The organism is Empedobacter sp. UBA1574 (assembly GCF_002322895.1).
In the GTDB taxonomy this organism is placed as follows: domain Bacteria; phylum Bacteroidota; class Bacteroidia; order Flavobacteriales; family Weeksellaceae; genus Empedobacter; species Empedobacter falsenii_B.
Map to the genome: position 1 here is coordinate 196,774 of NZ_DCOI01000018.1, position 26,009 is coordinate 222,782.

Genomic DNA, 26,009 nt, shown 5'->3' on the forward strand with positions numbered 1-26,009 from the left:
ACAAAAAAAGGCTCATCGCAAAAGCAATGAACCTTTTCTATAATAAGAATATTTTTTACGAGTGATCGTTTATTAATCTACGTTATCATGTAGAAAATTGTTTGGACGAATTTGCGTTTCGTTGTTACGATTAGTTCCTACAGAAAAATCAGAAGATTGATTATCATTACGATCAGATAAATTCAATCCTTGACGTTTATAAGCAGGAATTGCTTCGTATTCGTCTACTTGAGAATTTGTCATCGTGTTGTTGAATTTAAAATTAAATTGTTTCAAACGATTTCTTCTTTCTTCAATCATACTATTCAATTCAGGATCATTTGATTGCTCAATTGGTTGACTAAATGGATCTATAGCAACTTGTACTTCTTCAGCTTGTGGAGCAACAGAATGAGCTACATTAGATTGAACTGGCTCTACATTTCCATATCCTTCGTTCTTTGGAGCTTGATATCCAGCATAATTATTTTGAGGATAATTTGACTGTTCTGAAGCTACAGGATTAGAATATGAATTATATGTTTGATTATTATTTACATTATTCGTTGGTTCTTGCGGACGATTAAAATCTGATTTCAAACGTGGTTCGAAATCATCATAAGAACGTCTCTCTTGCACTGGCTCATCATCAATATCATCTAAAACATAACGCTTTGGAGAATTATTTTCTTCGAAAGATTCTTCTGGCGTATTGTGATAAGTTTGTTGTTGAAAACTTTGGTTAATATCTGCTTGACGATAATTATTTTGAGGAGCCTCTGGCGTTTGATTTTGTTGAGGCGTTTGTGGTGCTTGCTGAGAAGCATTAGAACGACCAAAATCTAACGTCATTGGTTTTACACGATTCACAAAAGGTTGCTCAACTGATAACGTTTTATTAATTGGTTGTTCTTCCTCTAATGTATGTACAATTTTTTGTTCCTCTTTTCCTGTATACGCCTGATCTTCTGTAGGAAAACCAGTTGCTACAACAGTTACAGAGATAGAATCTCCTAAATCTAAGTCTTCACCAATACCCATGATAATATTTGCACTATTACCAGCTTCTTGTTGAATGTAATCATTGATGATACCGATTTCATCCATTGTAATTTCGTTATTACCAGACAAAATCAATAACAATACGTTACGTGCACCCGTAATTTTGTTGTTGTTTAACAATGGAGAATCTAAAGCAGAAGAAATTGCGTCTTTCGCTTTGTTTTCACCAGAACCTTGCGCAGATCCCATGATTGCTGTACCAGAATTTTTAAGTACTGTACGCGCATCACGTAAATCGATGTTCATTGCATAGTGTTGAGTAATAACTTCTGCAATTCCTTTAGCTGCTGTTGTTAAAACCTCATCAGCTTTCGAGAAACCATTTTTGAAACCTAAGTTTCCGTATAATTCACGTAATTTATCATTGTTGATAACAATTAATGAATCGACATTTTGTCTTAATTTTTCGATACCTTTTTCGGCTTGTTCCAACCTCATTCTTCCTTCGAAAAAGAATGGCGCTGTAACAATCCCAACTGTTAAGATATCCATTTCTTTTGCAATACCAGCAATTACTGGTGCTGCTCCGGTTCCTGTACCACCACCCATTCCGGCAGTAATAAATACCATTTTAGTACCCTCGTCTAAAACAGCTTTTACATCATCCATACTTTCGATAGCAGATTGCTCTCCTACCTCAGGATTTGCTCCAGCTCCTAAACCTTCTGTTATTGCTTGTCCTAATTGAATTCTTGTTGGTACTGGACTATTTGCTAATGCTTGAGAGTCCGTATTACAAATTACAAATTCTACACCTGCAATTCCTTGTTCAAACATGTAGTTTACGGCATTACTACCTCCACCACCTACTCCGATTACTTTGATAGCTTGAGATCGGCTCTTTGGTAAGTTGAACACAATATCTCCTGTTAACATATCACTCATATTCTTCTTATTAAATTGATTCGTAATTTATTCTAGTTTATTCTTATTATTCAGTTTCGTTGATCATTTGGATAAATTTATCCGTCCATTTCGAAAAGAAATTTTTCTTTTCTGGTTTAGATTTAGCTTCTTTCTTTTCACCAATTTCTTGATCCAAGAATTCGTCTACTACTTCTTCTCTTTTTGGTTTTTGGATAATTTCTTCCTCAACAACAATTTCAGCTTTCACAGTCTTAGTTTGTTGTGTTGGTTGAATTCCAATTTCTAATTCTTCTTGGTTATTTAAATTATTAATAACTGGTTTTTCATAAATTTCGTGCTGATAATTCGCCGCTAATTCTTCTAAACCTTTCATTAATAATCCAACAGATGTTGCATATTCTGGTCCGCTAATTTCCTCAGCTTTTGCACCAACAATATGTTCGTTAGAGTATCCAATTCTTACATCCATTCCTGTTACATATTCTGTAAGTTGACGAATGTGTTTCAATTTAGATCCACCACCTGTTAAAACGATTCCTGCAATCAATTTTTTGTTTTGATCTTCGCAACCGTAGTTTTTCAATTCCAAATATACTTGTTCCAAAATTTCCTGCACACGTGCATGAATAATTTGTGACAATCTTTTTAATGATATTTCTTTTGCTTCGCGTCCTTTTAAACCAGGAATCGATACAATTTCAGTTTCTTTATTTTCTCCTGGCCAAGCAGAACCAAATTTTTCTTTTAAAGCTTCGGCTTGCTTTCCAATAATAGAACATCCAACTTTAATGTCTTCTGTAATCACATTTCCTCCAAACGGAATAACAGATGTGTGACGAATAATATTATCCTTAAAAATTGCAATATCCGTTGTTCCACCACCTATATCAATCAATGCAACACCAGCTTCTTTCTCTTCTTCGCTAAGCGCAGCACTAGATGATGCAATTGGTTCTAAAGTAATACTTGCCAAACGTAAACCAGCAGCTTTTACACAACGTGCAATATTTCGGATGGATGAAACTTGTCCTACAACCACATGGAAATTAGCCTCTAAACGGCTTCCGTACATACCGATTGGTTCGCGGATTTCACCTTCGTTATCAACCTTAAATTCTTGAGGAAGAACATGGATAATTTCTTCTCCAGGTAACATGACCAATTTGTAAACTTGATTTGTTAATAACTTTAAATCATTATCATCAATCACGTCTTCTGAATTGGTACGAGTAATGTAATCGCTATGTTGTAAACTACGAATATGTTGTCCGGCAATACCAACAGTAACATCAGTAATTTTGACACCAGATGATCTTTCAGCCTTATCAATTGCCTCTTTTATCGAGTTAATGGTTTGTGTAATATTATTTACAACACCTCTGTGTACACCTAAGCTTTTTGCTTGTCCGTGTCCAAGAATTTCGATTTTTCCGTTCTCATTTTTTCGTCCGACAAGCGCTACAATCTTTGTAGTCCCTATGTCTAAGCCAACTGCAATCTTACTATTGTTCTCCATTTTTTATTCGTTTGGTTGCTACAACTTGGTTTACAAATTTCAAGCTCAATTTTTCATAATCTTCAGTTCCTATAAAATCAATGTATTGATTATAGAATAATTTTAGATTATGTAACTTCTGTTCAAAGTTGTTTAAAGTTCCTAATTCTATATAATAGTTTCCTGTGTTTACAATTAAATTAAAAGAACGTTGTCCCACTTTTTGAATGGCTATGATGTGATTTTTTAATAAATCGTCAGCTTTCAAAGCTTGAACAAATTTACTCAAATCTTCATATTCATTCGGTTTTACATCACCAGAAACTAAAATTACATCCGCTGAATTTAATTTAGATAAAGGCATTTTTCCGCCTTTTGTTGTCAAATAAAATTCATTTTTCAGCGTCTTTATTCTTGCTACTGCTGAGTTTGCTTTTATGTCAAGTCGTAAATGTCCGTTGATATCTTTACTGACTTGTACAGAATCCACAAAAGGACTCTCACTTACTTTTTGTTCGATTTCTTTTACATTCACCTCTCGTAGAGATTGTTTCAGAATGTCTTTTCCATCTTTGTTGATAATTTCTCTTATCGATTCATCATTAATAAAATAATTATCAACTGGCTGAACAAACGCCACGTCAATTTTTTTCACAGTACGCGAAGCATTCTTAATTACCGTAAAACTAATCAAACCGATTAGCAAGGCAACTCCAAAAATCACTTTTATGATTTTCAATTTACGCTTCACTTAACCACTCTTTTATTGGTTTAACAATTGTATCAATATTTCCTGCTCCAACAGTCAATAATACATCAAAATCTTGTTTTTTGATGTTTGCTAAACTATCTTCTAATGAAGATACTATTTTTTCATTTAAATTCACCTTTTCTAGCAACCAATTTGAAGTAATTCCTTCGATTGGTAACTCTCTGGCAGGATAAATGTCTAATAAAATCAAACTATCTAACTGCGATAAACTTTGTCCAAACTCTTCTGCGAAATCTCTTGTACGTGTAAATAAGTGAGGCTGAAATACTCCCAACACTTTTTTACCCGGATAAAGTTCACGAACTGAACGAATTGCTGCATTCAATTCTGTTGGATGATGTGCATAATCGTCGATGTAAATTTTTCCATTTGCTTCGAAACGATTAAAACGTCTTTTAACTCCAACAAAAGTTGATAAAGCTTCTTTAATTTTATCATGAGGAACACCCATATAATCTGCAACAGCCAAAGCCGCAACCGCATTTTCCATATTGTGATGGCCTGGTAATAAAATTCCAACGTCTGTCAATGAACCGTTTGGCGTTTTTACATCAAACACATAATGTCCATCAATAATTCTTACATTGTGTCCATCATAATCTGCGTCCAAATCTACTCCATACGTAAAAGCTCCTTCGAAAGGCAAACCTTTGTGAACAAATAATTTTTCTTCCACAATTGCCGCAAATTCTTGAAACGATTTTTTCACTTCATCACGCTCACCATAAATATCCAAATGATCTGCATCATCACTTGTGATAATCGCTAATTTTGGAGAAAGACGTAAGAAAGAACGGTCAAACTCATCGGCTTCTGCAACTGTATATTTAGATCCATTTAAGATGATATTCGAATCGTAATTTTCTGCAATACCACCTAAAAAAGCTGTACATTCTACATTCGCAACTTTTAGGATATGTCCTAAAATAGATGAAGTCGTTGTTTTTCCATGTGTTCCCGCAACACCAATATTGTATGTATGTTTGGTAATTTCACCTAACACTTCTGAACGTTTCATGACTTTAAAATCATTCACTAAAAAATAATTTAGTTCTGAATGATCTTTTGGTACTGCTGGCGTATAAATTACCAACGTATTTTTTGGATTAATTCCTGCTGGAATTAACTCGATGTTATCTTCAAAATGAATATCAATTCCTTCAGCAATCAATTCAGTTGTTAACTCGGTTTGTGTTTTGTCATAACCTACAACTTCTTTTCCGATTGACTTGAAGAAACGTTCCAAAGCACTCATTCCGATTCCTCCTGCACCGATGAAATAATAATATGTTTTATCTAAAATATTCATTATAATAAATTCAATAATATATCTACAATCTTTTTTGTTGCGTACGGTTTCCCTAATTGCTTAATGTTTTGAGATAATTTATTTTTTAATTCTTCATTATTCGCCAAAGCAATTACTTCTTTGACTAAAATTTGTTTTGCATCTGCATCTTTCACCATGATCGCTGCATCCTTTTCAACCAATGCTTGTGCATTTTTGGTTTGATGATCTTCTGCCGCTGTTGGCAATGGAAGCAAAATAGTTGCTTTTCCTACAATACACAATTCCGAAATCGCCATTGCTCCTGCACGAGAAACAATCATATCCGAAGCTGCATAAGCATCTTTCATGTTGAAAATAAATTCGGTTACATGAATCGTTGGATATTTATCGCCAACCAAATTTTTGATTTTTTGATAATCTAACTTTCCTGTTTGCCAAATCAATTGAACGCCACTTGCAACAAATTCGTCAAGGTTTTCTAACCAAGCATTGTTCATTGCTCTTGATCCTTGTGAACCACCAACTGATAAAATAGTTGGTTTTTCTGGATCTAATCCAAAAGCTGAAATTGCTTCTGCTTTTGAAGGTAAATTTTGAAAAATTTCGGCACGAATAGGATTTCCTGTGTAATGCACTTTTTCTTGCGGAAACTGAGAAATTCCTTCGTAAGCTGTACAAATAGCACTAGCTTTATTTTTCAAAATTTTGTTGGTAACTCCTGGAAACGAATTCTGTTCTTGTAATAAAATCGGAACATTTTTACTTCCCGCTACCCACAACATTGGTCCACTTGCATAACCTCCTGTACCAACAGCTAAATCTGGCTGAAAATCTTTGTAGATTTTCTTTGCAAGATTTAAACTTTTTATCAATTTGAAAGGGAACTTTAAATTCGCTTTCATGTTACTTCTATCAAATCCAGAAATTGGTAAACCTTTTATGTCATACCCAACTTTTGGCACTTTTTCCATTTCCATTCTTCCTTCTGCTCCAACGAACAAAATTTGTGCATCTGGCAAACGACGTTTTATTTCGTCTGCAATTGCAATGGCTGGATAAATATGTCCACCTGTTCCTCCGCCGCTTATTAAAACTTTAGGCGATGTCTTCGATGTATTCTTCACTTAATACTTTTCTATCTTGTTCTAATTCTTCTTGCGATTTAATCTGAGTACTTACACTCAAAATTATTCCGAACGAAATACATGTCATCCAAATGGATGTTCCTCCGTAACTAATCATTGGCAATGGTTGCCCTGTTACAGGAATTAAATTAACCGCTACCGCCATGTTTACCATCGCTTGTATAATAATTGGTAAGCCCACTGCAAATACAAGTAGCGTACCAAAAACGGTATGAATTTTAGATGCGATGATACAAATCCGTATTAAAATCAGAAGGAAAATTCCGATTAATAGAATTGCACCAATTGCACCATATTCTTCTACAATAATCGCGAAGATAAAATCGGATGATGACTGCGGTAAAGTTTGTTTGAAAACACTTTTTCCTGGTCCAGCCATTTCATTCAATCCTCTCGCAATTGCAGCTTTTGCGTGTAAAACTTGATAACTTTCTAATCCAGAATCGTCATTAAATTTCTCGATACGTGACATCCATGTGTGCACACGAGAATTTGTTACTAAATCTGGTCGAGATAAAGCCATCCACACGAATCCGCCACCGAGTATTAAACCTACTCCGGCAATTGTAAATAAATATTTGAATGGAAATCCACCAATAATCAACAATATTCCGCACATTCCAGCTAACATCAACGCTGTTGAACCATTAGAAGGAAAGATTAATCCTACAATTACAATAATTGGTAAGAATAATGGAACTGCTGTATTTTTCCATGTATATTCTTTGTCTCTATTTTTTGTTAAATAACGAGCTATATAAATCAACAACGCTTGCGAAGCAATCATCGAAGGCTGAATACCAATTCCAGTCCCTGGAATAGTTAACCAACGCGCAGCATTTGCACCTCCAATGGTTTGTCCTTGTACGAGTGTTATTGCCAAAACTCCAGAAAGTATAACAACCGCTGTTAAAGCAAACAAACCAAACCAACGATAATCAATACGTTGTAATCCATAAATGATAAATAAACCAATTAATAAAATCACAGCGTGCTTACCTAAATGCCCAAAAATAGTTCCCGATCCTACCGTATACACCAAGTTAGAACTTGCAGAATAAACAGGTAAGAACGAAAATAGTGCTAACAATAAAATGAAAGCCCAAAGCGGTTTATCGCCTTTAAAATATTTTTGTACGATGTTAGACATTGGTTGGTTATGTTATTATAATTTGCGTACGTTTTCTTTAAATTGATCTCCACGATCTTCGTAACCTTTGAACAAATCGAAACTTGCACAAGCTGGTGACAGAAGAACCGTTTCTCCTTTTGTTGCTAATTTATATGATTGTTCTACACAATCTTTCATTGTATTTGTTTCAACAATTGTATCGATATATGGACTGAAAAAATCAACAATTTTTGCGTTATCAACACCTAAACAAACAATTGCTTTCACTTTCTTTTTCACGAAAGGTAAAACTTCGTTGTAATCGTTTCCTTTATCAGTTCCTCCAACAATCCAAACAACTGGTTTCGTCATACTTTCCAAAGCAAAATATGTTGCATTCACATTTGTTGCTTTAGAATCGTTGATAAAATCTATTCCTCCAATTGTCAAAACAGGCTCTAAACGATGTTCAACCGATTTAAAATCAGACAAACTCTTTTTTAGTTCCTCATTATTGATATCAATAATTTTTGCAGCTACAGCCGCAGCCAATGAATTAGAAACATTGTGTTTACCAATTAATCCTAAATCATTCACTAACATTGTAAAATCACCATTCGAATCGTTCACACGGAACAATTCATTGTTTGCGTATGCTTCATTTGTTGCATCCATCATTGTGAACGGTTTGCGATGAGCTCGAATATCAATCTTATCAATCATCTCCATTGTTTTTGGATCATCCAAATTGTAGATAAAATAATCGTTTTCATCTTGGTTTTCAGTAATTCTGAATTTAGCCTTTGCATACAAATCAAACTGATAATTGTATTGGTCTAAATGATCTGGTGTAATGTTCAGTAAAATTGCAACATACGGTTTGAAATCTATTTTGATATCATCTAACTGAAAACTACTTACTTCTAGTACATAATAATCGAAGTTATCTTCAGCTACAGATTTTGCAAAACTTTTTCCGATGTTGCCACCTAATCCTACATTTAATCCAGCTTGCTTTAGGATATGGAACATCAAACTTGTTGTTGTTGTTTTTCCATTAGATCCTGTAATCGCAATAATTTTTGCATCTGTATAACGAGACGCAAATTCAATTTCAGAAATAATTGAAATTCCTTTCGCTTCTAATTTCTGAATTAGCGCTGATTTTTTTGGAATACCTGGACTTTTCATTACTTCATCGGCATTCAGAATTAATTCTTCTGTGTGCTGACCTTCTTCATAAGCAATTCCGTGCTCCTCCAAAAGTTGTTTATACTTGTCTTTTATTTGTCCCATGTCCGAAAGAAAAACATCAAAGTTTTCTTTCTTCGCAAGAATAGCTGTTCCTACGCCACTTTCTCCTCCTCCTAAAACGACTAATCTTTTCATTTTTTATCTAATCTTTAAGGTAATAATACTAATTACCGCTAAAATGATTCCGATGATAATTGCACGCACCACGATTTTACTTTCATGATAACCTAACTTCTGAAAATGGTGATGTAGAGGAGACATTAAAAAGATTCTACGACCTTCACCAAATTTCTTTTTCGTGTACTTGAAATAAGACACCTGTAACATTACTGATAAACTTTCTGCGAAAAATATTCCACACAAAATTGGTAATAATAATTCTTTACGAACGATAATTGCTAAAACAGCAATAATTCCTCCGATTGTTAAACTTCCTGTATCTCCCATGAACACTTGAGCTGGATAGGTATTATACCAAATAAATCCGATCAAACCTCCAAGGAAAGCTCCACAGAAAATCAAGACTTCTTCTGAACGCGGAATAAACATAATGTTCAAATAATCGGCGAACATTAAATTTCCGGAAACGAAAACAAACATCGAGATTGCCGCCATAATCACAGCCGAACTACCTGCTGCTAAACCGTCGATTCCATCTGTTAAATTTGCTCCATTCGATACTGCTGTAATGATAAAAATTACCGCAAAAATAAAAATCGCTGCAACTGCCCATGTTGGTCGATCTTGCGCATCCATCCAAAACAAAATATCAGAATAGTTGAATTCATTTCCTTTTACAAAAGGCATTGTCGTTTCTAATGTTTTTTCTTCTGGACCAAATTTTATTTGTCGGTTGTATTCTGTTTGTTCTATTCCTACAGCTGTTTTTACTCTATTTTCTTGATGTTTTACAGTAACTGTTGGACTGAAATAAAGCATTAATCCAACTACAACTCCAAGACCAACTTGTCCTAAAATTTTAAATTTACCTTGTAAACCTTCTTTGTTTTTTCTAAAAACTTTGATGTAATCGTCTAAAAAACCAATCACACCTAACCAAATTGTTGAAACCAACAAAATAATAATGTAAATATTATCTAATCTCGCAAAAAGTAAAGTCGGAATTAATGTCGCCAAAATGATGATTAAACCACCCATTGTTGGCGTTCCAGCTTTTTCGACTTGCCCTTTTAAACCTAAATCACGAACAATTTCGCCCATTTGTTCTTTACGTAAATAACTGATGATTCGTTTTCCGTAAAACAAACTGATGAACATTGCCAATAAAATTGCCATTCCCGCACGGAAAGACGTGTATTGAAACATACGCGCTCCAGGAAAATGAATACCTTCTAAATAATCAAATAAATAGTATAACATTCTTTATTTGTTCAATATTTTACTCAATTCTGATGCAACTTCTACATCAGAAAAATGTGTTCTTACTCCGTTAATTTCTTGATACGTCTCGTGACCTTTTCCCGCTATTAAAATAATATCTTTTGGTTCGGCCATTTTAAGTGCTGTTTTTATAGCTTCTTTTCGATCTGTAATCTTCAAGGTGCGATTATAAAATTGTGCTTTTACACCAACTTCCATCTCACGAAGAATTTCTTCTGGATCTTCTGTTCTTGGATTATCTGATGTAAAAATGGCAAGATTAGATTTTTCGCTCGCGATATCCGCCATTTCAGGACGTTTTGTTTTATCACGATCTCCACCGCAACCTACAACTGTTATTAATTTTTCATTTTTGGTACGAATTCCTTCTATTGTATCCAATACATTTTCTAACGCATCAGGCGTATGTGCATAATCTACGATTACGATAATTCCTGATTCTGTTTTGAATGTTTGAAAACGACCATCAACATTTCCAAGTGTGCTCAACGCTTTTAGAACTTCTAATTCATCTTGTCCTAAAATTGACGCTACACCAAAAACTAATAATAAATTATATGCATTGAATTGACCAATTAATGATGTCCAGAATTCTTTTCCATTGAATTCTAATTGCATTCCATCAAATTGGTGTTCAATAATTTTTCCTTTAAAATCTGCATCAGTTTTTAGCGCATACAATTTTTTCGTAGCAACTGTATTCTGAAGCATTACTTTTCCGTTTTTATCATCTGCATTCGAAATTGCCGTAGACGTTTTTGGCAAATCGTCGAAGAATTTCTTTTTTGCTGCAAGATAATTTGCAAACGTTTTGTGATAATCTAAATGATCGTGTGTGATATTCGTAAATCCAGCCACTTCAAAATGCAAACCAGCAATTCTATTTTGATGAATTCCGTGCGAAGAAACTTCCATAAAAGCAAATTCGCATCCTCTATCTACCGCTTCGCGAAACATTTTGTTCAATGTCAAAATATCTGGCGTTGTATGGGTAGACGGAATCACTTCACCATCAATCACAATTTTAATCGTCGAAATTAATGCACAAGCATAACCTAATTTTGTAAACAATTCGTACAACAAAGTTGTCGTTGTTGTTTTTCCATTCGTACCTGTAACTCCAACAAGTTTTAAATCTTTTGTTGGATTTCCATAAAAGTTAGAAGCTAAAATTCCTAATGCAATCGTTGAATTTTCAACTTTCACATACGTTATTCCATCAACTAAATTTTCTGGCAAAACTTCGCAAACAATTGCTTTAGCACCTAAACCAATCGCTTTTTCTATATACTGATGACCGTCAACTGTAACTCCATTTACAGCAACAAAAACATCATCGTTTGATACTTTTCTTGAATCAAATTGAATATTATTGACTTCAACTTTTGTTGAACCAATCGTTTCTGAGATGGAAACTTTATATAATACATCAACTAAATTTCTCATCCTTCCAACATTAAATAAATTGTCTCACCCTTCTTAAATCTTGTTCCCGCAGGAATGGATTGATTTGTTACTTTTCCAAACCCTGAATATTGTACATCTAACCCTAAATTTTCTAATACGGGAATTGCTTTAGATCCTGTATGACCAGTCACATTTGGCACTATATTTTTAGAATTACTAACATTAATATCATCTCCTTTTTTAAACTCTTTCACCGCGTTCTTTTTTACTAAATCGCGTGGCAAAGGTATGGGAGTTTTTGAATATACCCAATCGGCAATTTTCTTAAAAACCGGAGCAGTTACACTACCTCCATAAAACCCTTTGGCTGTATTTGGCTTGTGCACAACAACAATACAAGAATACTTTGGTTTTTCTGCTGGAAAATATCCTGCGAATGATGCACGATATTGCATTCCTTTACCGTCTCGCTTCCAATAATCAACACGAGCAGTACCTGTTTTACCAGCAATATCGTAATTACTATTACTAATAATACGTCCCGTTCCTTGTTCTACTGCTCCTCGAAGCATTTCTTGCATTTGTTTTACATTTTCCAAAGAAGTTAATTGATCAACCAAAACAACTGGTTCGAAAATTTTATCAGGTTCACCTTTACGTGTGATTTTATCCATAAATAATGGTTTCAACATTTTACCATTATTTGCCACTGCGTTGTAGAAAGTCACAATTTGAATTGGAGTTAACTGTAAACCATATCCATAACCCATTACAGGTAACGTAATATTACTCCAAGATTTACTATCTGGACGGTGCATAATTGGACTTCCTTCTCCAAGAATATCAACTCCAAGAGGCGAAGTCATATGCCATTTATCCATTTTTTTGAAGAAAGCTTTTGGATTTTCTCCGTAATATTTATTTATAATTTTAGCTGTACCAATGTTAGACGATTTTTTCATCACGCCATCTACAGTCAATGTTCCGTATCCGTGTGTATCTGTAATCGTACGACCATAGAATTTATAACTTCCACCTCCCGTTTCTACTGTCGAGTTTTTATTAATAAAACCATCATCCATTGCTGCAAGCAACGAAACTGTTTTGAAAGTAGATCCTGGTTCTGCAGCTTCACCAACCGCATAATTATAATCGTCTATATATGTTCCATCTTTTTTACGAGATAAATTCACAATTGCCCGAACTTTCCCTGTCTGAACTTCCATCACGACTACACTTCCGTGTTGCGCCTCAAATTCAGAAAGTTGTTTGTACAAAGCATCGTAAGCAACCATTTGTAAATCGGCATCTATTGTTGTGTAAACTGATGAACCCGCTTGGGGCTCTTGCTCCCAACTTTTCATTGGTTTCCATTTTCCACGTCCCATAAATTGCTCCCAACGACGACCTTCAATACCGCTTAATAAGTCAGAATAAGCTCCTTCTAACCCAACTTTTCCGCGTTGATCATCGTAACCAATTGTACGAACACCAATGTCTTGAACAATTAATTCTCGTTTTGACTCAGTTTCATGAATAAATCCACCTTTGTTTTGACCTTTGTTGAAGATTGGAAATTTTTTGATGCGTTGATATTGCTCATAATCCAAATCTTTTACTAACATCATGTAGCGATTCTTCTTTTTACGTTCTGTCGAAAATTTGTCGTAAAAATAAGAAGGTGATTTTGTAAACATCTTACCTAAAGAATCGGCAAGATTGTGCATTTCTGTTTTAAATAATTCATCTTTGATCACCGTCAAATCCACATAAACATTGTGTTTTGTAACAGTTGTAGCCATTAATGCGCCATTAGAAGCATATAAATTACCACGCTCCGCCGTAACGGTATCTAATCTAAAATTATTCTTTTCAGCAAAACGCTCTAATTCAACCCCTTCTACAATATTAATTCGAAACATAAAAACAATAATAAAGATGGCCCAAATCGCTAGCGCGCCGGCAAATACCCATCCTTTGATGACAATATTGTTTTTATTTTTCGCTGACTTCGTCATAAACTTTGTCTACTATATAATAAGGTTGTTTATCTGGAATTTTCAAACCATACACTGCTGTACGCTCCAAAATTTCCGTTTCTAATTGCATACGCATCAAATCGCGATGCTTATCTGTATATTGAGATTTTAAATCTTCTACTTTATCTTGTAATTCAGCGATTCGAACCACTTTACGATCAACTAAATGCGAACTCGAAATACTCAAAAAAGCCAAACCTACCAGATACAACATGAACTTCCAGTTTTGTTCTGAGCCAGTTTTGATTAAAAACTCACCTCTCAACAAACCTGTAAAAGTTTTTTTCTCTGGTAATATTTTTTTCTTTTTTGCCATTCCTATTTCTTAATCCTCATTACGAACCGCAATACGCATTTTCGCACTACGCGCTCTTGGATTTTCATTAATTTCTTCTTGCGTTGGCACAATCACCTTTGATTGTAAAGGTTTGAAAGGTGCCGACCAATTTCCAAAAACATCACGTTCAGGTTCACCTTCAAACATTCCGTTTTTCATGTAGCGTTTTGTTAAACGATCTTCTAACGAATGATACGAAATAATCACCAAACGACCACCTGGTTTTATCACTTCTCCACATTGCGTTAACATCTCTTTCAATGCAGCCATTTCATCATTTGCTTCGATTCGTAATGCCTGAAACATTTGAGCGAAAAATTTATTTTCTTTCATTTTTGGAATGAATGAAAAAATTTGCTTCAACTCATCAATTGTATTAATTTGTTTATCTGCTCTTGCTTTCACAACTTCTCTCGCCAAACGATACGAACCTTGCAATTCTCCAAAATCATAAAAAACACGAGCAAGATCTTCTTCTTCGTATTCATTAATAATTGTTTTGGCAGAAAGTTTTGCATTCTGATTCATTCGCATATCCAATTCTCCATCAAAGCGAGTTGAAAAACCACGTTCTGGCGTATCAAACTGATGAGAAGAAACTCCCAAATCACCCAAAACACCATCCACTTGTTTTATTCCACGAAATCTTAAATTATTTTTCAAGAATCTAAAATTTTGCTCAACTAACTCAAATCGATTATCATCAATTTTATTGCGAACCGCATCCACATCTTGATCAAATGAAAATAATTTTCCATTTTGATCCAAACGACTTAATATTTCACGTGAGTGACCTCCACCCCCGAACGTACAATCTACATATATACCTGATTCGTTAATAATTAACGCATCAACACTATCTTTTAATAATACTGGATTATGATATTCACTCATCTTCTCCTAAATTTCCCATTACATCTTCTGCCAAAGAAGCAAAATCTAAATCATCTACATTAATCGACTCTTCATATTTGTCTTTATCCCAAATCTCGATCATGTTTACAGAAGAATTAAGAACTACTTCTTTATTAATTTCTGCAAATTTCACTAAATCTTTTGAAATCTGTAGCCTTCCATTCGCATCAACTTCGACAATTTTTAGTCCAGCCGTAAAAATTCTAATAAAATCATTGTTTTTCTTCACAAATCGATTCAATTTATTCAAATCATTCATCACTTTTTCCCATTCTTTCATAGGGTGCAGTTCTAAACAATTTTGAAACACAGATCTTTTCAACACAAAGCCATCTTCCAAACATTCAGCAAGTTGTTTCTTCAAACCCGCTGGTATTGGGAGCCTACCCTTTGTATCTACCTTACACTCATATGTTCCAATTAATGAATTCATGATAGAATTTTTCCAAAAATAAATAAAATATTACCACAAATTACCATTTTTTACCACTTTTATTGAAATAGTTATCAACAATTTAAAATTTAGTATCAGATAGTTATGTTTTTTCTAACGCTAACCCCATGTATAAAATGAGAAATAATGTTTATATAGACCTTGTTTTGATAAGTGATTAATATGGATTGTTAAAGTTTTTCATATAAACCACGAAATAAAAAATATAATTAATTAAATTTGTCGACTTAATATCGAGTAAATGTTTTTTAGCTTAAAGAAAAAAGATAAGTTCTCTTACATAGAAGAAGGAGAAGGACAACCAATTGTTTTGCTTCATGGATTAATGGGTGAACTTAGCAATTTCAGCTCACTTACAAATTATTATGCACAAAGAGGATATAAGGTTTTCGCACCAGAATTGCCATTATATTCTTTATCTGTCATCAATACTAATATCAAAAATATTGCAAAACATGTTGCAAATTTTATTGAAGAAGTCGTTAAAGAACCAGCTATTTTAGTTGGAAATTCTTTAGGAGGACATATTGGTTTGATGGTTTGTCACAGACATCCAGAATATGTAAAAGCACTTTGTTTAACAGGAAGTTCTGGTTTGTACGAAAAATCTTTTGGAGAAACTTATCCAAAACGTGGTAATTACGAATATGTAGAACGTAAAACGCGCGAAGTTTTTTACGATCCTGCTATCGCTACAAAAGAAATTGTAGATGATGTTTTTGACACTGTAAATGACAGAAATAAAGCTATCAAAACTTTATATATCGCAAGAGACGCGATCAAATCTAACATGAAAGATGATTTAAAAGACATCAAAATGCCTGTTTGTTTGATTTGGGGAAAACAAGATAATGTAACTCCACCAGAAGTTGCAATAGAATTTGAAGAAGAATTACCAGACGCTTCTTTATTTTGGATTGATAAATGTGGGCACGCTCCAATGATGGAACACCCTGAATTATTCAACGAAATTTTATACAAATGGCTAATCGAAAAACAATTAGATCCAGCCACTAAAGCATAATTATGATTAAAAAAGCTGAATTCGTAAAAAGTTCGCAAAAATATACAGATTGTCCAGATCCTTTCAAACCAGAATACGCATTTATTGGGCGTTCTAATGTTGGAAAATCATCATTAATCAATATGTTAGCAGATAAAAAAGCATTAGCTAAAACTTCTGCAACTCCAGGTAAAACTCAATTGATTAATACATTCGAAATGGACGATACTTGGTATTTAGCCGATTTACCAGGTTATGGTTTTGCTAAAGCACCAAAAGGTGTTCGTGGTGGTTTCAATAAAATGATTTATGATTACATTGAGTTTCGTAAAAACTTGGTCAATGTTTTTTTATTGATTGATTCTCGACACACGCCTCAAAAAATAGATTTACAGTTTATGGAATGGTTAGGAAACAAACAAATTCCGTTTGCGATTGTATTTACAAAATTAGATAAACTAACGAGTACACAAATGCAAAAAAACTTGAATCATTACAAAAACGAGTTATTAAAAACTTGGGAAGAATTACCAAAAATATTTACAAGTTCGGCTTCGAGTAAAATTGGTAAATTAGAAATCTTAGGCTACATTGATAGTTTGAACGAACATCTTGTAGACGAGTTCAAGAAAGAACAATACAAAAAAGAATATTAAAAAAGTCGGAACGTTGTTCCGACTTTTTGCTTATTACTCTCCTAATTCAGCAGATTTTGTTTTCAAATCATTGATACAAGGTTCTATTAATTTCATTAATCGTTCTTGTAATTCAGGTGTTGGATTATTCATCTGCATCATTTCTGTATACGTAAATTCATCCATCATTTTATCTGTCGAACAGTCACAATATTTTGTAATCAGTTCTTTTTTAGCCGCAGATATCCCTGGTGTTATTGCCGCTTGTTCACAAGCCGTCATTGCTTGCTCTTTTTCCTCCGCATTATTCTTATCGCCTTTAGCATTACAGCTAACAATGGTTAATCCAAAGATTAATCCTAAAATAATTTTCTTCATAGGTAATAGATTTTAATCTTGTTAAGATAATGATTATTAATTATTTCACAAAATCATTCACAGCTTCAACATAACCTGGTAAACCTTTTCCTGAAATAATTTTTAGACAACTTTCACCTGTTACACTATTTTTTCTGAAATCTTCGCGCGCATAAATATCCGAAATATGAACTTCTATCACTTTAGTCGTAATCGCTTTTATCGCATCTGCAATCGCATACGAATAATGCGTATATGCACCAGCATTCAAGATAATTCCGTCATATTTAAAACCAATTTCGTGCAATTTATCAATAATATCTCCTTCGTGGTTTGATTGAAAATAATGCAACGAAACTTCTGGAAATTGCTTTCTCAATTCGTGTTCAAAAAAATCTTCGAAAGTTTGTGTTCCATAAATCTCTGGTTCGCGAACGCCAAGTAAATTTAAATTAGGTCCGTTTATAATTTGTATTTGTTTCATTTTCTTTATTTTATAAATATAAATCTCTTTTTTAGATCGAAAAAGTTTAATTTTTTCTTTTTTTTAATCAATTTTTTACTTTTTATTAAGTTTTGGCATAAACCTTGTGTATATACAATTACCAACCTATTATCATATAAACCAATCTAAACCAAAAAAATCAACCAAACCTTAAAATCTCAGTTAACAAATGATTAACTGGGATTTTTAATTTTAGTACCCATACTTTCCTTTCCACTTTTGATTGAGCGATTGTTTATCCACTTGCTCTCGCTTATTATTTCCTGGCTCATAAAAAGTCGTTCCCGAAATTTCATCAGGTAAAAATTCTTGCTCAGCAAAATTTCCTGGAAAATCGTGCGAATATTTATATTCTTTTCCATAATCCAAATCTTTCATTAACTTAGTTGGTGCATTTCGTAAATGCAACGGAACAGGCAAATCACCCGTTTGCTTCACAACTTGTTGCGCTTTACCAATCGCTAAATAGGTTGCATTACTTTTTGGAGAATTCGCTAAATAAACCGCACATTGACTCAATAAAATACGAGATTCTGGATAACCAATCACCGAAACAGCCTGAAATGTATTATTCGCCAAAATCATTGCAGTTGGATTTGCATTTCCCACATCTTCGGAAGCTGAAATCAACATTCTTCTCGCAATAAATTTCAAATCTTCACCACCTTCAATCATTCGAGCTAACCAATAAACCGCTCCATTTGGATCTGAACCACGAATCGATTTGATAAAAGCCGAAATAATATCGTAATGCTGTTCTCCCGTTTTATCGTAACGTGCTAAATTTTGCTGAATACGTTCATGCACAATTTCATCATTGATGATGATTTTATCTGTTGGAGAAAAACTATTAATCACCAACTCCAAACCGTTCAACAGTTTTCTTGCATCACCACCCGAATATCTTAATAATGCATTTGTTTCAACTAATTCAATATTTAATTTAGATAAAACCGTATCTTTTTTTATAGCTCGTTCGATTAAATCAACTAAATCTTCTTTTTCGAGATGTTTCAATACATAAACTTGCGCACGCGAAAGCAAAGCTGGTACAACTTCGAAACTTGGATTTTCGGTTGTTGCTCCAATCAACGTCACCAAACCAGTTTCTACCGCTCCCAACAAACTATCTTGTTGTGATTTATTGAAACGATGAATTTCATCTATAAATAAAATAGGATTTTTTGTTCCCGAAAACAAATTTTGATTCTTTGCTTTTTCAATTACTTCACGTACTTCTTTCACACCAGAATTTATGGCGCTCAACGTATAAAAAGGTCGATCAGTTAATTCGGAAATCAATTGTGCAAGTGTCGTTTTTCCTGTTCCTGGCGGTCCCCAAAAAATCATCGAAGCAATCATATCATGTTGCAACATCATTTTTATTGGTCCGTTTTCGCCCACCAAATGCTTTTGATTAATGTATTCTTCAAGCGTTTTTGGACGCATTCTTTCAGCTAAAGGAGCATTCATAAAATCTTGTTTAGATTTCAAAGTTAGGGAATGTTTTGTCAAAATGAATGATTTTTTAGACGACATGTTTTGGCATTTAGATTTATTTTCTTTGTGTTAGAATAAAAATTAAAATGATGAAGAAAGCGTTAGAATGTGCTTTAATTTTAACAAGAAAGCACCAACTTTTGGGTGATAAAATTGCTTTATCAACTGATTATTTGAAAAAGATTGAACTAAAAGATAAACAATCAGAAATCAATAAACAAATGATTGAGTTTTTGGTCGAATTGCAAGAATTTGTCGAATTTATCAGAGTTAATCAAGAACTTAGATTGATGTATGTTGAATTGGTAAATTATTATTTCACGCAAATTCATCATCAAATTAATTTTTATGAAATTGAATTGGATCGTTTAGAATTTGAATCAAAATTCTCTATCAATATGATTAATCAATTTAATCAAAACGAAAAAAATAATGAAATAAATTCGGTTCAAGAAAAACTAAATTTATATTACACGATTATTAATTCGTAGAAAAACGTTTTCGGCATAATTTTTTATTGTAAATTCGACTTAATATTTAGAATTTGAAATGAAAAAATTAACTATGTTTTTTAGCTTAATGATTTTGTCATTAAGTTTTGCATTTGGTCAACAAACAGAAAAACCAAAAATTTATAGCGAAGAAGCAAATCCGAAAGTAGATATTGCGAATGCGGTGCAAAAAGCTTCTGCTGAAAAGAAACACGTTTTATTGCAAATTGGTGGAAATTGGTGCGCTTGGTGTATTATGTTTGATAAATTGACGAAAGAAAATCAAGAAGTAAAAGATTATATCGCGAATAATTATGAAGTGGTTCATGTAAATTATTCTCCAAAAAATAAAAACGAAGAAACGTTAGCTGCATTGAAACATCCAGAGCGTTTTGGGTTTCCTGTTTTTGTGATTTTAGATGAGAAAGGAAATTTAATTCATACACAAAATTCGGCTTATCTTGAAAGCAAAGAAGTGAAAGGACACGATCCGAAAGTTGTGTTAGAATTTTTACAAAACTGGTCTTACAAAGCATTAGATCCAGCGAGTTATACTAAAAAATAATCTGCGTTAAGCACGTATCGTATAGAGAATCAATCTGCAAAAGCATAAACTTTTTAGATTGATTCTTTTTTATTTCGGTTATTGATTAACTTTGCGAGATGAACAAAATTTTGGTTACACCATTTATTCTGTTGGTAAGATTTTATCAATTAGCAATTTCTCCTTGGTTGGGAAGCAATTGTAGATTTCAACCAACTTGCTCTTCTTACATGATAGAGGCGTTAAAAGAACATGGTTTGCTGAAAGGTTTGTGGCTCGGAACAAAAAGAATTGGTCGCTGTCATCCTTGGGGAGGACATGGATACGACCCTGTACCTAAAAAGAAAAATTAATGATTAACTTAATTTCGTTTATCGATTGGGATCCAAAACCTTATTTATTTGAAATAGCAGGATTCAAAGTACATATTTACAGTTTATGTTGGATAGTTGCCTTTGTCGTAGGCTGGTATTTGATGTCGAACATTTTCAAGAAAGAAAATCAGAAAAAAGAATTACTTGATCCGTTGTTTTTGTACACATTTATTGGCGCAATTGTAGGTGCAAGACTTGGAGAATATATTTTTTATGATCCAGCAGCGTTTATCGAACGACCAATCGAAGTTTTCTTACCTGTACAACATTCACCAGGACAAAGTGCTTTCTTTGGTTTATTACAAGATTACGAATTTGTAGGATTTAGTGGACTTGCAAGTCACGGAGCAGCATTAGGTGTCATTTTAACTTCCTATTTATTTAGTAGAAAATATTTGCATCGTAATGTATTGTGGTTATTAGACCGTATTGCTGTTGTTGTTCCTTTTGGTGGAGCTGCGGTTCGAATTGGAAACTTTTACAACTCAGAAATTGTAGGAAAAGCATCAGAATTACCTTGGGCAGTAAAATTTCATCAACAAAGTTTGGGATATGGAGAAGTAATTCCTCGCCATCCAGCTCAAATTTATGAAGCGATAGGGTATGTTATCTTAGGAATTATCATGCTTTATTTGTACAACAAAACAGATAAGAGAAAATATTTAGGAGCCTTGTTAGGCGTATTCTTATTTTTATTATTTTTAATACGATTTGTTGTTGAGTTCTATAAAGAAAATCAAGGTGAAGAAGCAGTTGCTCAAATGTTGAATATAGGATTAAACAATGGTCAAATCTTAAGTATTCCTTTTATGTTAATCGGTTTATACTTATTTATCTCTTCTAAAAATAGATTAGATACCAATCAACCTTAGAATTATTATAAACTTAGAAATAAATTTAAACTTATGGGATTTTTTAAAGAATTTAAAGAGTTTGCTGTAAAAGGCAACGTAGTAGATTTAGCTGTCGGTGTTGTTATCGGAGGTGCATTTGGTAAAATTGTTACTTCTTTAGTTGAAGATATCATTACACCAGCACTTTTAAATCCAGCTTTGAAAGCCATTCATGCTGAAAATTTAGCAGCCTTAGTAATTCCAGGAACAGCCATTAAATATGGTAGCTTTTTAGCTGCTGCTATTTCTTTTACTGTTGTTGCATTTGCTTTATTCGTAATGATTAAAGGAATTAACAAGTTGAAAAAAGAAGCTCCTGCTGAAGAAGCTGCTCCTGCTGAAGAAGCTGCTCCTGCTGGACCAACACAAGAAGAATTATTGGCTGAAATTCGTGATTTGTTGAAAAACAAATAATTCGTTTTTCGAACAATTAATAAAACAAAAAAGGATCGCAATTGCGATCCTTTTTTTTTCGATTATTTTCAAACTACTAAGAAGCTGATTGCATTTGCATTTCTTCTCCACCTCCCATTTCTTCTCCATTTGAACGTTGTTGTTTACCACTTTGCTCTTTCTCGTTTGTATTTTTGAAACGATACGTAAATGAAAGGTTAATAGAGCGTTTCATCCAACGCATACTTTGATAGTTTTCTGATTCTTCGTAGAAAGTTGTTTGCTCTCTTTTACGAGAATTGAATACATCACGAATATTTAATGTTAATGAAGCTCTCTTTTTCAATAAATCTTTTGATAAAGATAAATCCATTGATAAGTTATCTTCTGTTTTTTGTTGAGCAGTTTTCATTCCTCCCATATAATTACCTGCGATTTGTAATTTTAAATCAGCTGGTAAAATAAAGTTTGATGATAAACGTCCACGAGAACTAAATCCATCTCCTTTGAAACTTTGTGTAAATTCTTTCGACTCTGTAACTCCTGTATCTGGATTTAAATAATCTGAAATTGTTGCTGAGTAAGAACCTGTTCTATTGTATCCAAATAAGTTGACATTAAACATTAAATTCCACCATTTGAAAGGACGGTAAGTAGCAGTTAAATCTAAACCATAACGGTCTTCATTTCCTGCATTAACTGGCATTGTTTCGAATGCTTGATTATATGGTTTTAAAGGATTTCCTGACTCTATATAATTATATGTTTGGAAATCATTAATCACATCAGTTGTTCTTTGGTAAAATAAACTTGGTGTCACCATCAATTTACCAACTGTTGCGATATACGATAATTCGAATGAATTAGTATATGTTGGATTAAGATCTGGATTACCACGACGAACATCTAATGCATTTACACTAGAAAAATATGGCATTAACATGAATCCCATTGGACGACGAACACGACGAGAGTAGCTTAATTGCATCTCATTTTTATCTGTCAATTTATAATTCAATGTTAATGTTGGGAATAAATCTGTATATTTTTTTGAAATTGTAGTTCCTTCTGAATGATTTGCAATTTCCATATCAGAACTTTCTACACGTAAACCTGCAAAGTATTGGAATTTTTCTCCAATTGCATTTCCATATTGCACGTATCCAGCATATACATTTTGTTGATTATCTATATCAGCTAAGAAAGCTTTATTTGGAGTTTCTGTTCCGTCCGTATTAATTGTATTATTTCCACTATTTGTTTTTGTATCGCTTAAATCAACACGAGCACCTAATTCAAATTTTCCTTTTTCTCCAATTGGACGAACATAATCTGCTGTAAAAACTGCAGAATTTTGAGTTTCTAAACTATATGTTCTTTCATTTCCTGTCAATACATCACTTGCATTTAAATTACGAATAATTCCATTTTCGTCTTCTTTTTGGTACGAGTAACGTCCTGTAAAAGTAAACTCATGTCCTTTTGTATCAAAAGCGTGTTTGTAGTTAAAATCCGCATCAAAACTTTTTTTTAACTCTTTTTCATTTTCGATACGAGCAGTTTTATTTGTTTGATTCCATAATGCATCATAATAATAGTATCTAACATCATTAATATTATTTCCATTATTGTAACGATATCCTGCAGAAGCTCCTAATGTATTTTTATCATCTAAATAATATTCACCTCCTAAACGTGCATTATAGTTTCTACGAATTCTATTGTTGTTCGTATCTGTTTTTCTATAATCAGAAATAATTCCATTCGGATAGTTTGTTGTCAAAGCATTGCCTTCTCCTTCTCTATCCATATAACGTGTACCTAAAGTAGTATAGATGTTATATTTTTTTGTTTTGTAGTTCAAGTTGACGTTTCCTCCAACCATTTTAGGAATACCTCCATTCAACGTTACAGAACCATTAAAACCTGTATTTGTTCCCTTTTTAAGGATGATATTAATAATTCCCGCAGAACCAGAAGCTTCATAACGTGCAGAAGGATTTGTCACCAATTCGATACGCTCAACATTTTCGGCTGGAATATTTTTTAACGCTTCTGCTACATCAGAAACACCTAACATTCCCGAAGGTTTTCCATCAATCAAAAACTTTACATTATCATTCCCTCTTAATGAAACGTTTCCTTGTGCATCTACAGAAACCGATGGTACATTTGCTAAAGCATCCGACAATGTTTGACCTTGCGACATTGGATCATTCGCCATATCATACACTTTCTTGTCCAATTCTACTTTATAAATAGGCTTTTCCGCTGTTACAACTGCAGCGCCCAATGAAACTGTTTGCGTCGTTTTTACAGTAAAAGTACCTAAATCTAAAGCTGATTCTAAATTAATCTGTTTTTCTATTACATCGTATCCCAATGGCTCAATCACAAGAACATATTGCCCAGCCTTTGCTTCTACTGTAAATTCTCCTTTTGCATCCGTTGCCGCTTCTGCCACAACTCCATCTTCCGAGCTTTCAAGCGATATTGTAGTGTATTCTACAGGTTTGTTTTCACTTGATAAGACTTTCCCTTTAATTTTTAAAAGCTCTTGCGCATTCAATCCTGCACAAACACAAATAAAAATCAAAGCAAATAAACTTCTTAACCTCATTTGTTTAATTTTTCGTTTTGTAGTTTTATAATTTTACAACTTGTTTGACAATCCTTTTTGGAAAAGGTTTAATCGATTTCAAAAATAATTTTAAAAAATATTGGTCGATTATTCATCTCAAATGTTACATCTTTTAAAAGATTTCATCATAACCGAAAAATTTTAACATTTATTGTTTTAAACCTTTTTAATTTTTTAAAGTCTTAAGAATAAATAAAACAAAAAAAGTTGATAATTATGAGAACAGCATTTTATAAATATGTAGGATTAGGATTAATTGCTTTCACTTTAACAACTGCTTCAGCGCAAGACAGAAATGAAGGATCGAGAGAGCAGAAATTACAACAATTAAAAAAAGATTTGAACTTGACAGATGCGCAAGTCATTAAAATCAAACAAATTGAGGATAGCTACAAAGACGAAAAACTGGAATTGAAAAAGAAAATGAAAGAAGTTCGTCAAAAAGAATTTAATGAAATCAATAATGTTTTTACGCCAGAACAAAAAGCAACATTGAAAGAATTGCACGCCAAAAAACATCAAAATAAAAAAGGAGCTAATTAATAGCTCCTTTTTTATTTAAACAATTATCACAACTTAATACGTTTATCTTTTTTACAAAGCAACTAGGCAATCGTCACAACACCTGAGTTACAAAAACCTTTTACATACATTCTACTGCCACTATGTTGCCTTCATCTTGCCTTGATGTTGGGAGTATCCTGCTACTGTCCCGTCCTAATGACCCGTCCTAAAATAACTATACATGTTTTTAAATAAATCCTGTTATAGTTATACACCAATTGATCTTAATCCTAAATTTACTATACAAGGGAGTTTTGATTATTAAAACTTCTATTATAATTTTTCCATCTTTTCTTTTTAATCGTCTTTGTTCAAATTGAATTTCAATTGTTCTATATATTCATAAGGACGTAACGAAGTCACTTGAAAAAAAAACATCAGAAAAGTGACGTACAGAGGAAAAGCCTCCTAACTCAGCTAAGTCTTTTACAGAATATTTATGGTATGTACTATTTATTTGGTTGATAAATGAAGTAGAGGAGATGCTTGCTTCTCAAATCTACAAAAATCAAATCAATGTTTCTTGTTTTTAATGTATGCTATAATAAGTTATAATGTTTTGTAAATCGTCAGCAAAAAG

At 33.2% G+C, this 26,009-nt stretch carries 25 protein-coding genes; 8 read left to right on the forward strand and 17 right to left on the reverse strand.

Annotated features, from left to right (window positions below; all coding sequences use genetic code 11):
- Window positions 1-72 precede the first annotated feature (72 nt).
- The 13 genes from ftsZ to mraZ are packed head-to-tail and all read right to left on the reverse strand — an operon-like array spanning window position 73 to window position 15,508.
- The gene (gene ftsZ / locus B3578_RS04930; RefSeq protein WP_286494801.1) at window positions 73-1,917 is read right to left on the reverse strand and encodes a cell division protein FtsZ; all 1,845 of its coding nucleotides are present in this window, start codon (window positions 1,915-1,917) and stop codon (window positions 73-75) included.
- Window positions 1,918-1,972: 55 nt separating this feature from the next.
- On the reverse strand, window positions 1,973-3,424 hold the full coding sequence (gene ftsA, locus B3578_RS04935) for a cell division protein FtsA (RefSeq protein WP_291047152.1): 1,452 nt from the start codon (window positions 3,422-3,424) through the stop codon (window positions 1,973-1,975).
- Complete coding sequence (locus tag B3578_RS04940) at window positions 3,411-4,142, reverse strand: cell division protein FtsQ/DivIB (protein ID WP_236688178.1); 732 nt, start codon at window positions 4,140-4,142, stop codon at window positions 3,411-3,413. The genes ftsA and B3578_RS04940 overlap by 14 nt, the downstream gene beginning before the upstream one ends.
- A gap of 1 nt (window position 4,143) precedes the next feature.
- Window positions 4,144-5,484, reverse strand: coding sequence for a UDP-N-acetylmuramate--L-alanine ligase (gene murC, locus B3578_RS04945; RefSeq protein ID WP_221855345.1), 1,341 nt, complete (start codon window positions 5,482-5,484; stop codon window positions 4,144-4,146).
- Window positions 5,484-6,590, reverse strand: coding sequence for an undecaprenyldiphospho-muramoylpentapeptide beta-N-acetylglucosaminyltransferase (gene murG / locus B3578_RS04950; RefSeq protein WP_286494790.1), 1,107 nt, complete (start codon window positions 6,588-6,590; stop codon window positions 5,484-5,486). Before murG ends, murC begins: the two co-directional genes overlap by 1 nt.
- Window positions 6,562-7,761 carry an FtsW/RodA/SpoVE family cell cycle protein gene (locus B3578_RS04955; RefSeq protein ID WP_180905153.1) on the reverse strand — a complete coding sequence of 400 codons (1,200 nt, stop codon included), beginning with the start codon at window positions 7,759-7,761 and terminating at the stop codon, window positions 6,562-6,564. The genes murG and B3578_RS04955 overlap by 29 nt, the downstream gene beginning before the upstream one ends.
- Window positions 7,762-7,776: 15 nt before the next feature.
- A complete protein-coding gene (murD, locus tag B3578_RS04960; protein WP_291047153.1) occupies window positions 7,777-9,111 on the reverse strand; it encodes a UDP-N-acetylmuramoyl-L-alanine--D-glutamate ligase in 1,335 nt (444 codons plus the stop codon).
- A gap of 3 nt (window positions 9,112-9,114) precedes the next feature.
- The gene (gene mraY / locus B3578_RS04965) at window positions 9,115-10,356 is read right to left on the reverse strand and encodes a phospho-N-acetylmuramoyl-pentapeptide-transferase (protein ID WP_291047154.1); all 1,242 of its coding nucleotides are present in this window, start codon (window positions 10,354-10,356) and stop codon (window positions 9,115-9,117) included.
- Between the two features lie 3 nt (window positions 10,357-10,359).
- On the reverse strand, window positions 10,360-11,823 hold the full coding sequence (locus B3578_RS04970) for a UDP-N-acetylmuramoyl-L-alanyl-D-glutamate--2,6-diaminopimelate ligase (protein WP_286494794.1): 1,464 nt from the start codon (window positions 11,821-11,823) through the stop codon (window positions 10,360-10,362).
- On the reverse strand, window positions 11,820-13,802 hold the full coding sequence (locus tag B3578_RS04975) for a penicillin-binding protein (RefSeq protein ID WP_221855357.1): 1,983 nt from the start codon (window positions 13,800-13,802) through the stop codon (window positions 11,820-11,822). The genes B3578_RS04970 and B3578_RS04975 overlap by 4 nt, the downstream gene beginning before the upstream one ends.
- Window positions 13,780-14,139 (reverse strand): FtsL-like putative cell division protein, encoded by a 360-nt coding sequence (locus B3578_RS04980; protein ID WP_052217625.1) that lies wholly within the window; start codon window positions 14,137-14,139, stop codon window positions 13,780-13,782. The genes B3578_RS04975 and B3578_RS04980 overlap by 23 nt, the downstream gene beginning before the upstream one ends.
- 9 nt (window positions 14,140-14,148) lie before the next feature.
- Entirely contained in the window at window positions 14,149-15,054 is a 906-nt protein-coding gene (rsmH, locus tag B3578_RS04985; protein ID WP_125349647.1) for a 16S rRNA (cytosine(1402)-N(4))-methyltransferase RsmH, read from the reverse strand.
- Window positions 15,047-15,508: a division/cell wall cluster transcriptional repressor MraZ gene (mraZ, locus tag B3578_RS04990; RefSeq protein WP_038332815.1), complete on the reverse strand. Its 462-nt coding sequence runs from the start codon at window positions 15,506-15,508 to the stop codon at window positions 15,047-15,049. The genes rsmH and mraZ overlap by 8 nt, the downstream gene beginning before the upstream one ends.
- A 262-nt stretch (window positions 15,509-15,770) precedes the next feature.
- Between mraZ and B3578_RS04995 the strand changes: the two genes are divergently transcribed.
- Together B3578_RS04995 and yihA are read left to right on the forward strand one after the other, a co-directional pair.
- Complete coding sequence (locus B3578_RS04995) at window positions 15,771-16,553, forward strand: alpha/beta fold hydrolase (protein WP_038332809.1); 783 nt, start codon at window positions 15,771-15,773, stop codon at window positions 16,551-16,553.
- Window positions 16,554-16,555: 2 nt separating this feature from the next.
- Window positions 16,556-17,188, forward strand: coding sequence for a ribosome biogenesis GTP-binding protein YihA/YsxC (yihA, locus tag B3578_RS05000; RefSeq protein ID WP_084106860.1), 633 nt, complete (start codon window positions 16,556-16,558; stop codon window positions 17,186-17,188).
- Between the two features lie 33 nt (window positions 17,189-17,221).
- Here yihA and B3578_RS05005 read toward each other — a convergent pair whose 3' ends face one another.
- The 3 genes from B3578_RS05005 to B3578_RS05015 form a co-directional block, all read right to left on the reverse strand.
- Complete coding sequence (locus B3578_RS05005; RefSeq protein ID WP_291047155.1) at window positions 17,222-17,545, reverse strand: hypothetical protein; 324 nt, start codon at window positions 17,543-17,545, stop codon at window positions 17,222-17,224.
- Between the two features lie 40 nt (window positions 17,546-17,585).
- Window positions 17,586-18,008, reverse strand: coding sequence for a type II 3-dehydroquinate dehydratase (locus B3578_RS05010; RefSeq protein ID WP_125349650.1), 423 nt, complete (start codon window positions 18,006-18,008; stop codon window positions 17,586-17,588).
- A gap of 213 nt (window positions 18,009-18,221) precedes the next feature.
- Window positions 18,222-19,502: a replication-associated recombination protein A gene (locus B3578_RS05015; protein ID WP_115001758.1), complete on the reverse strand. Its 1,281-nt coding sequence runs from the start codon at window positions 19,500-19,502 to the stop codon at window positions 18,222-18,224.
- Window positions 19,503-19,615: 113 nt separating this feature from the next.
- On the opposite strand from B3578_RS05015, the gene B3578_RS05020 reads away from it, so the two are divergent.
- The 5 genes from B3578_RS05020 (at window position 19,616) to mscL (ending at window position 22,245) form a co-directional block, all read left to right on the forward strand.
- Window positions 19,616-20,020 (forward strand): hypothetical protein, encoded by a 405-nt coding sequence (locus B3578_RS05020; RefSeq protein ID WP_115001760.1) that lies wholly within the window; start codon window positions 19,616-19,618, stop codon window positions 20,018-20,020.
- 58 nt (window positions 20,021-20,078) lie between these two features.
- Window positions 20,079-20,585 carry a thioredoxin family protein gene (locus B3578_RS05025; protein ID WP_291047156.1) on the forward strand — a complete coding sequence of 169 codons (507 nt, stop codon included), beginning with the start codon at window positions 20,079-20,081 and terminating at the stop codon, window positions 20,583-20,585.
- Between the two features lie 98 nt (window positions 20,586-20,683).
- Window positions 20,684-20,917 carry a membrane protein insertion efficiency factor YidD gene (gene yidD, locus B3578_RS05030; RefSeq protein WP_291047157.1) on the forward strand — a complete coding sequence of 78 codons (234 nt, stop codon included), beginning with the start codon at window positions 20,684-20,686 and terminating at the stop codon, window positions 20,915-20,917.
- The gene (gene lgt / locus B3578_RS05035) at window positions 20,917-21,810 is read left to right on the forward strand and encodes a prolipoprotein diacylglyceryl transferase (RefSeq protein ID WP_291047158.1); all 894 of its coding nucleotides are present in this window, start codon (window positions 20,917-20,919) and stop codon (window positions 21,808-21,810) included. Before yidD ends, lgt begins: the two co-directional genes overlap by 1 nt.
- Window positions 21,811-21,843: 33 nt before the next feature.
- Window positions 21,844-22,245 (forward strand): large conductance mechanosensitive channel protein MscL, encoded by a 402-nt coding sequence (gene mscL, locus B3578_RS05040; RefSeq protein WP_291047159.1) that lies wholly within the window; start codon window positions 21,844-21,846, stop codon window positions 22,243-22,245.
- Between the two features lie 76 nt (window positions 22,246-22,321).
- Here mscL and B3578_RS05045 read toward each other — a convergent pair whose 3' ends face one another.
- The gene (locus tag B3578_RS05045) at window positions 22,322-24,844 is read right to left on the reverse strand and encodes an outer membrane beta-barrel family protein (RefSeq protein WP_291047160.1); all 2,523 of its coding nucleotides are present in this window, start codon (window positions 24,842-24,844) and stop codon (window positions 22,322-22,324) included.
- A gap of 237 nt (window positions 24,845-25,081) precedes the next feature.
- On the opposite strand from B3578_RS05045, the gene B3578_RS05050 reads away from it, so the two are divergent.
- Window positions 25,082-25,408 carry a hypothetical protein gene (locus B3578_RS05050; protein ID WP_115001771.1) on the forward strand — a complete coding sequence of 109 codons (327 nt, stop codon included), beginning with the start codon at window positions 25,082-25,084 and terminating at the stop codon, window positions 25,406-25,408.
- The last annotated feature ends 601 nt before the right edge of the window (window positions 25,409-26,009 follow it).

Excerpts from the sequence above, each read along its gene's own strand:
- ftsZ (WP_286494801.1), bottom strand. The coding sequence starts at position 1,917 with ATGTTAACAGGAGATATTGTGTTCAACTTACCAAAGAGCCGATCTCAA.
- ftsA (WP_291047152.1), bottom strand. The coding sequence starts at position 3,424 with ATGGAGAACAATAGTAAGATTGCAGTTGGCTTAGACATAGGGACTACA.
- murC (WP_221855345.1), bottom strand. The coding sequence starts at position 5,484 with ATGAATATTTTAGATAAAACATATTATTATTTCATCGGTGCAGGAGGA.
- B3578_RS04955 (WP_180905153.1), bottom strand. The coding sequence starts at position 7,761 with ATGTCTAACATCGTACAAAAATATTTTAAAGGCGATAAACCGCTTTGG.
- murD (WP_291047153.1), bottom strand. The coding sequence starts at position 9,111 with ATGAAAAGATTAGTCGTTTTAGGAGGAGGAGAAAGTGGCGTAGGAACA.
- mraY (WP_291047154.1), bottom strand. The coding sequence starts at position 10,356 with ATGTTATACTATTTATTTGATTATTTAGAAGGTATTCATTTTCCTGGA.
- B3578_RS04970 (WP_286494794.1), bottom strand. The coding sequence starts at position 11,823 with ATGAGAAATTTAGTTGATGTATTATATAAAGTTTCCATCTCAGAAACG.
- B3578_RS04975 (WP_221855357.1), bottom strand. The coding sequence starts at position 13,802 with ATGACGAAGTCAGCGAAAAATAAAAACAATATTGTCATCAAAGGATGG.
- B3578_RS04980 (WP_052217625.1), bottom strand. The coding sequence starts at position 14,139 with ATGGCAAAAAAGAAAAAAATATTACCAGAGAAAAAAACTTTTACAGGT.
- rsmH (WP_125349647.1), bottom strand. The coding sequence starts at position 15,054 with ATGAGTGAATATCATAATCCAGTATTATTAAAAGATAGTGTTGATGCG.
- mraZ (WP_038332815.1), bottom strand. The coding sequence starts at position 15,508 with ATGAATTCATTAATTGGAACATATGAGTGTAAGGTAGATACAAAGGGT.
- B3578_RS04995 (WP_038332809.1), top strand. The coding sequence starts at position 15,771 with ATGTTTTTTAGCTTAAAGAAAAAAGATAAGTTCTCTTACATAGAAGAA.
- yihA (WP_084106860.1), top strand. The coding sequence starts at position 16,556 with ATGATTAAAAAAGCTGAATTCGTAAAAAGTTCGCAAAAATATACAGAT.
- B3578_RS05005 (WP_291047155.1), bottom strand. The coding sequence starts at position 17,545 with ATGAAGAAAATTATTTTAGGATTAATCTTTGGATTAACCATTGTTAGC.
- B3578_RS05010 (WP_125349650.1), bottom strand. The coding sequence starts at position 18,008 with ATGAAACAAATACAAATTATAAACGGACCTAATTTAAATTTACTTGGC.
- B3578_RS05015 (WP_115001758.1), bottom strand. The coding sequence starts at position 19,502 with ATGAATGCTCCTTTAGCTGAAAGAATGCGTCCAAAAACGCTTGAAGAA.
- B3578_RS05020 (WP_115001760.1), top strand. The coding sequence starts at position 19,616 with ATGATGAAGAAAGCGTTAGAATGTGCTTTAATTTTAACAAGAAAGCAC.
- B3578_RS05025 (WP_291047156.1), top strand. The coding sequence starts at position 20,079 with ATGAAAAAATTAACTATGTTTTTTAGCTTAATGATTTTGTCATTAAGT.
- yidD (WP_291047157.1), top strand. The coding sequence starts at position 20,684 with ATGAACAAAATTTTGGTTACACCATTTATTCTGTTGGTAAGATTTTAT.
- lgt (WP_291047158.1), top strand. The coding sequence starts at position 20,917 with ATGATTAACTTAATTTCGTTTATCGATTGGGATCCAAAACCTTATTTA.
- mscL (WP_291047159.1), top strand. The coding sequence starts at position 21,844 with ATGGGATTTTTTAAAGAATTTAAAGAGTTTGCTGTAAAAGGCAACGTA.
- B3578_RS05045 (WP_291047160.1), bottom strand. The coding sequence starts at position 24,844 with ATGAGGTTAAGAAGTTTATTTGCTTTGATTTTTATTTGTGTTTGTGCA.
- B3578_RS05050 (WP_115001771.1), top strand. The coding sequence starts at position 25,082 with ATGAGAACAGCATTTTATAAATATGTAGGATTAGGATTAATTGCTTTC.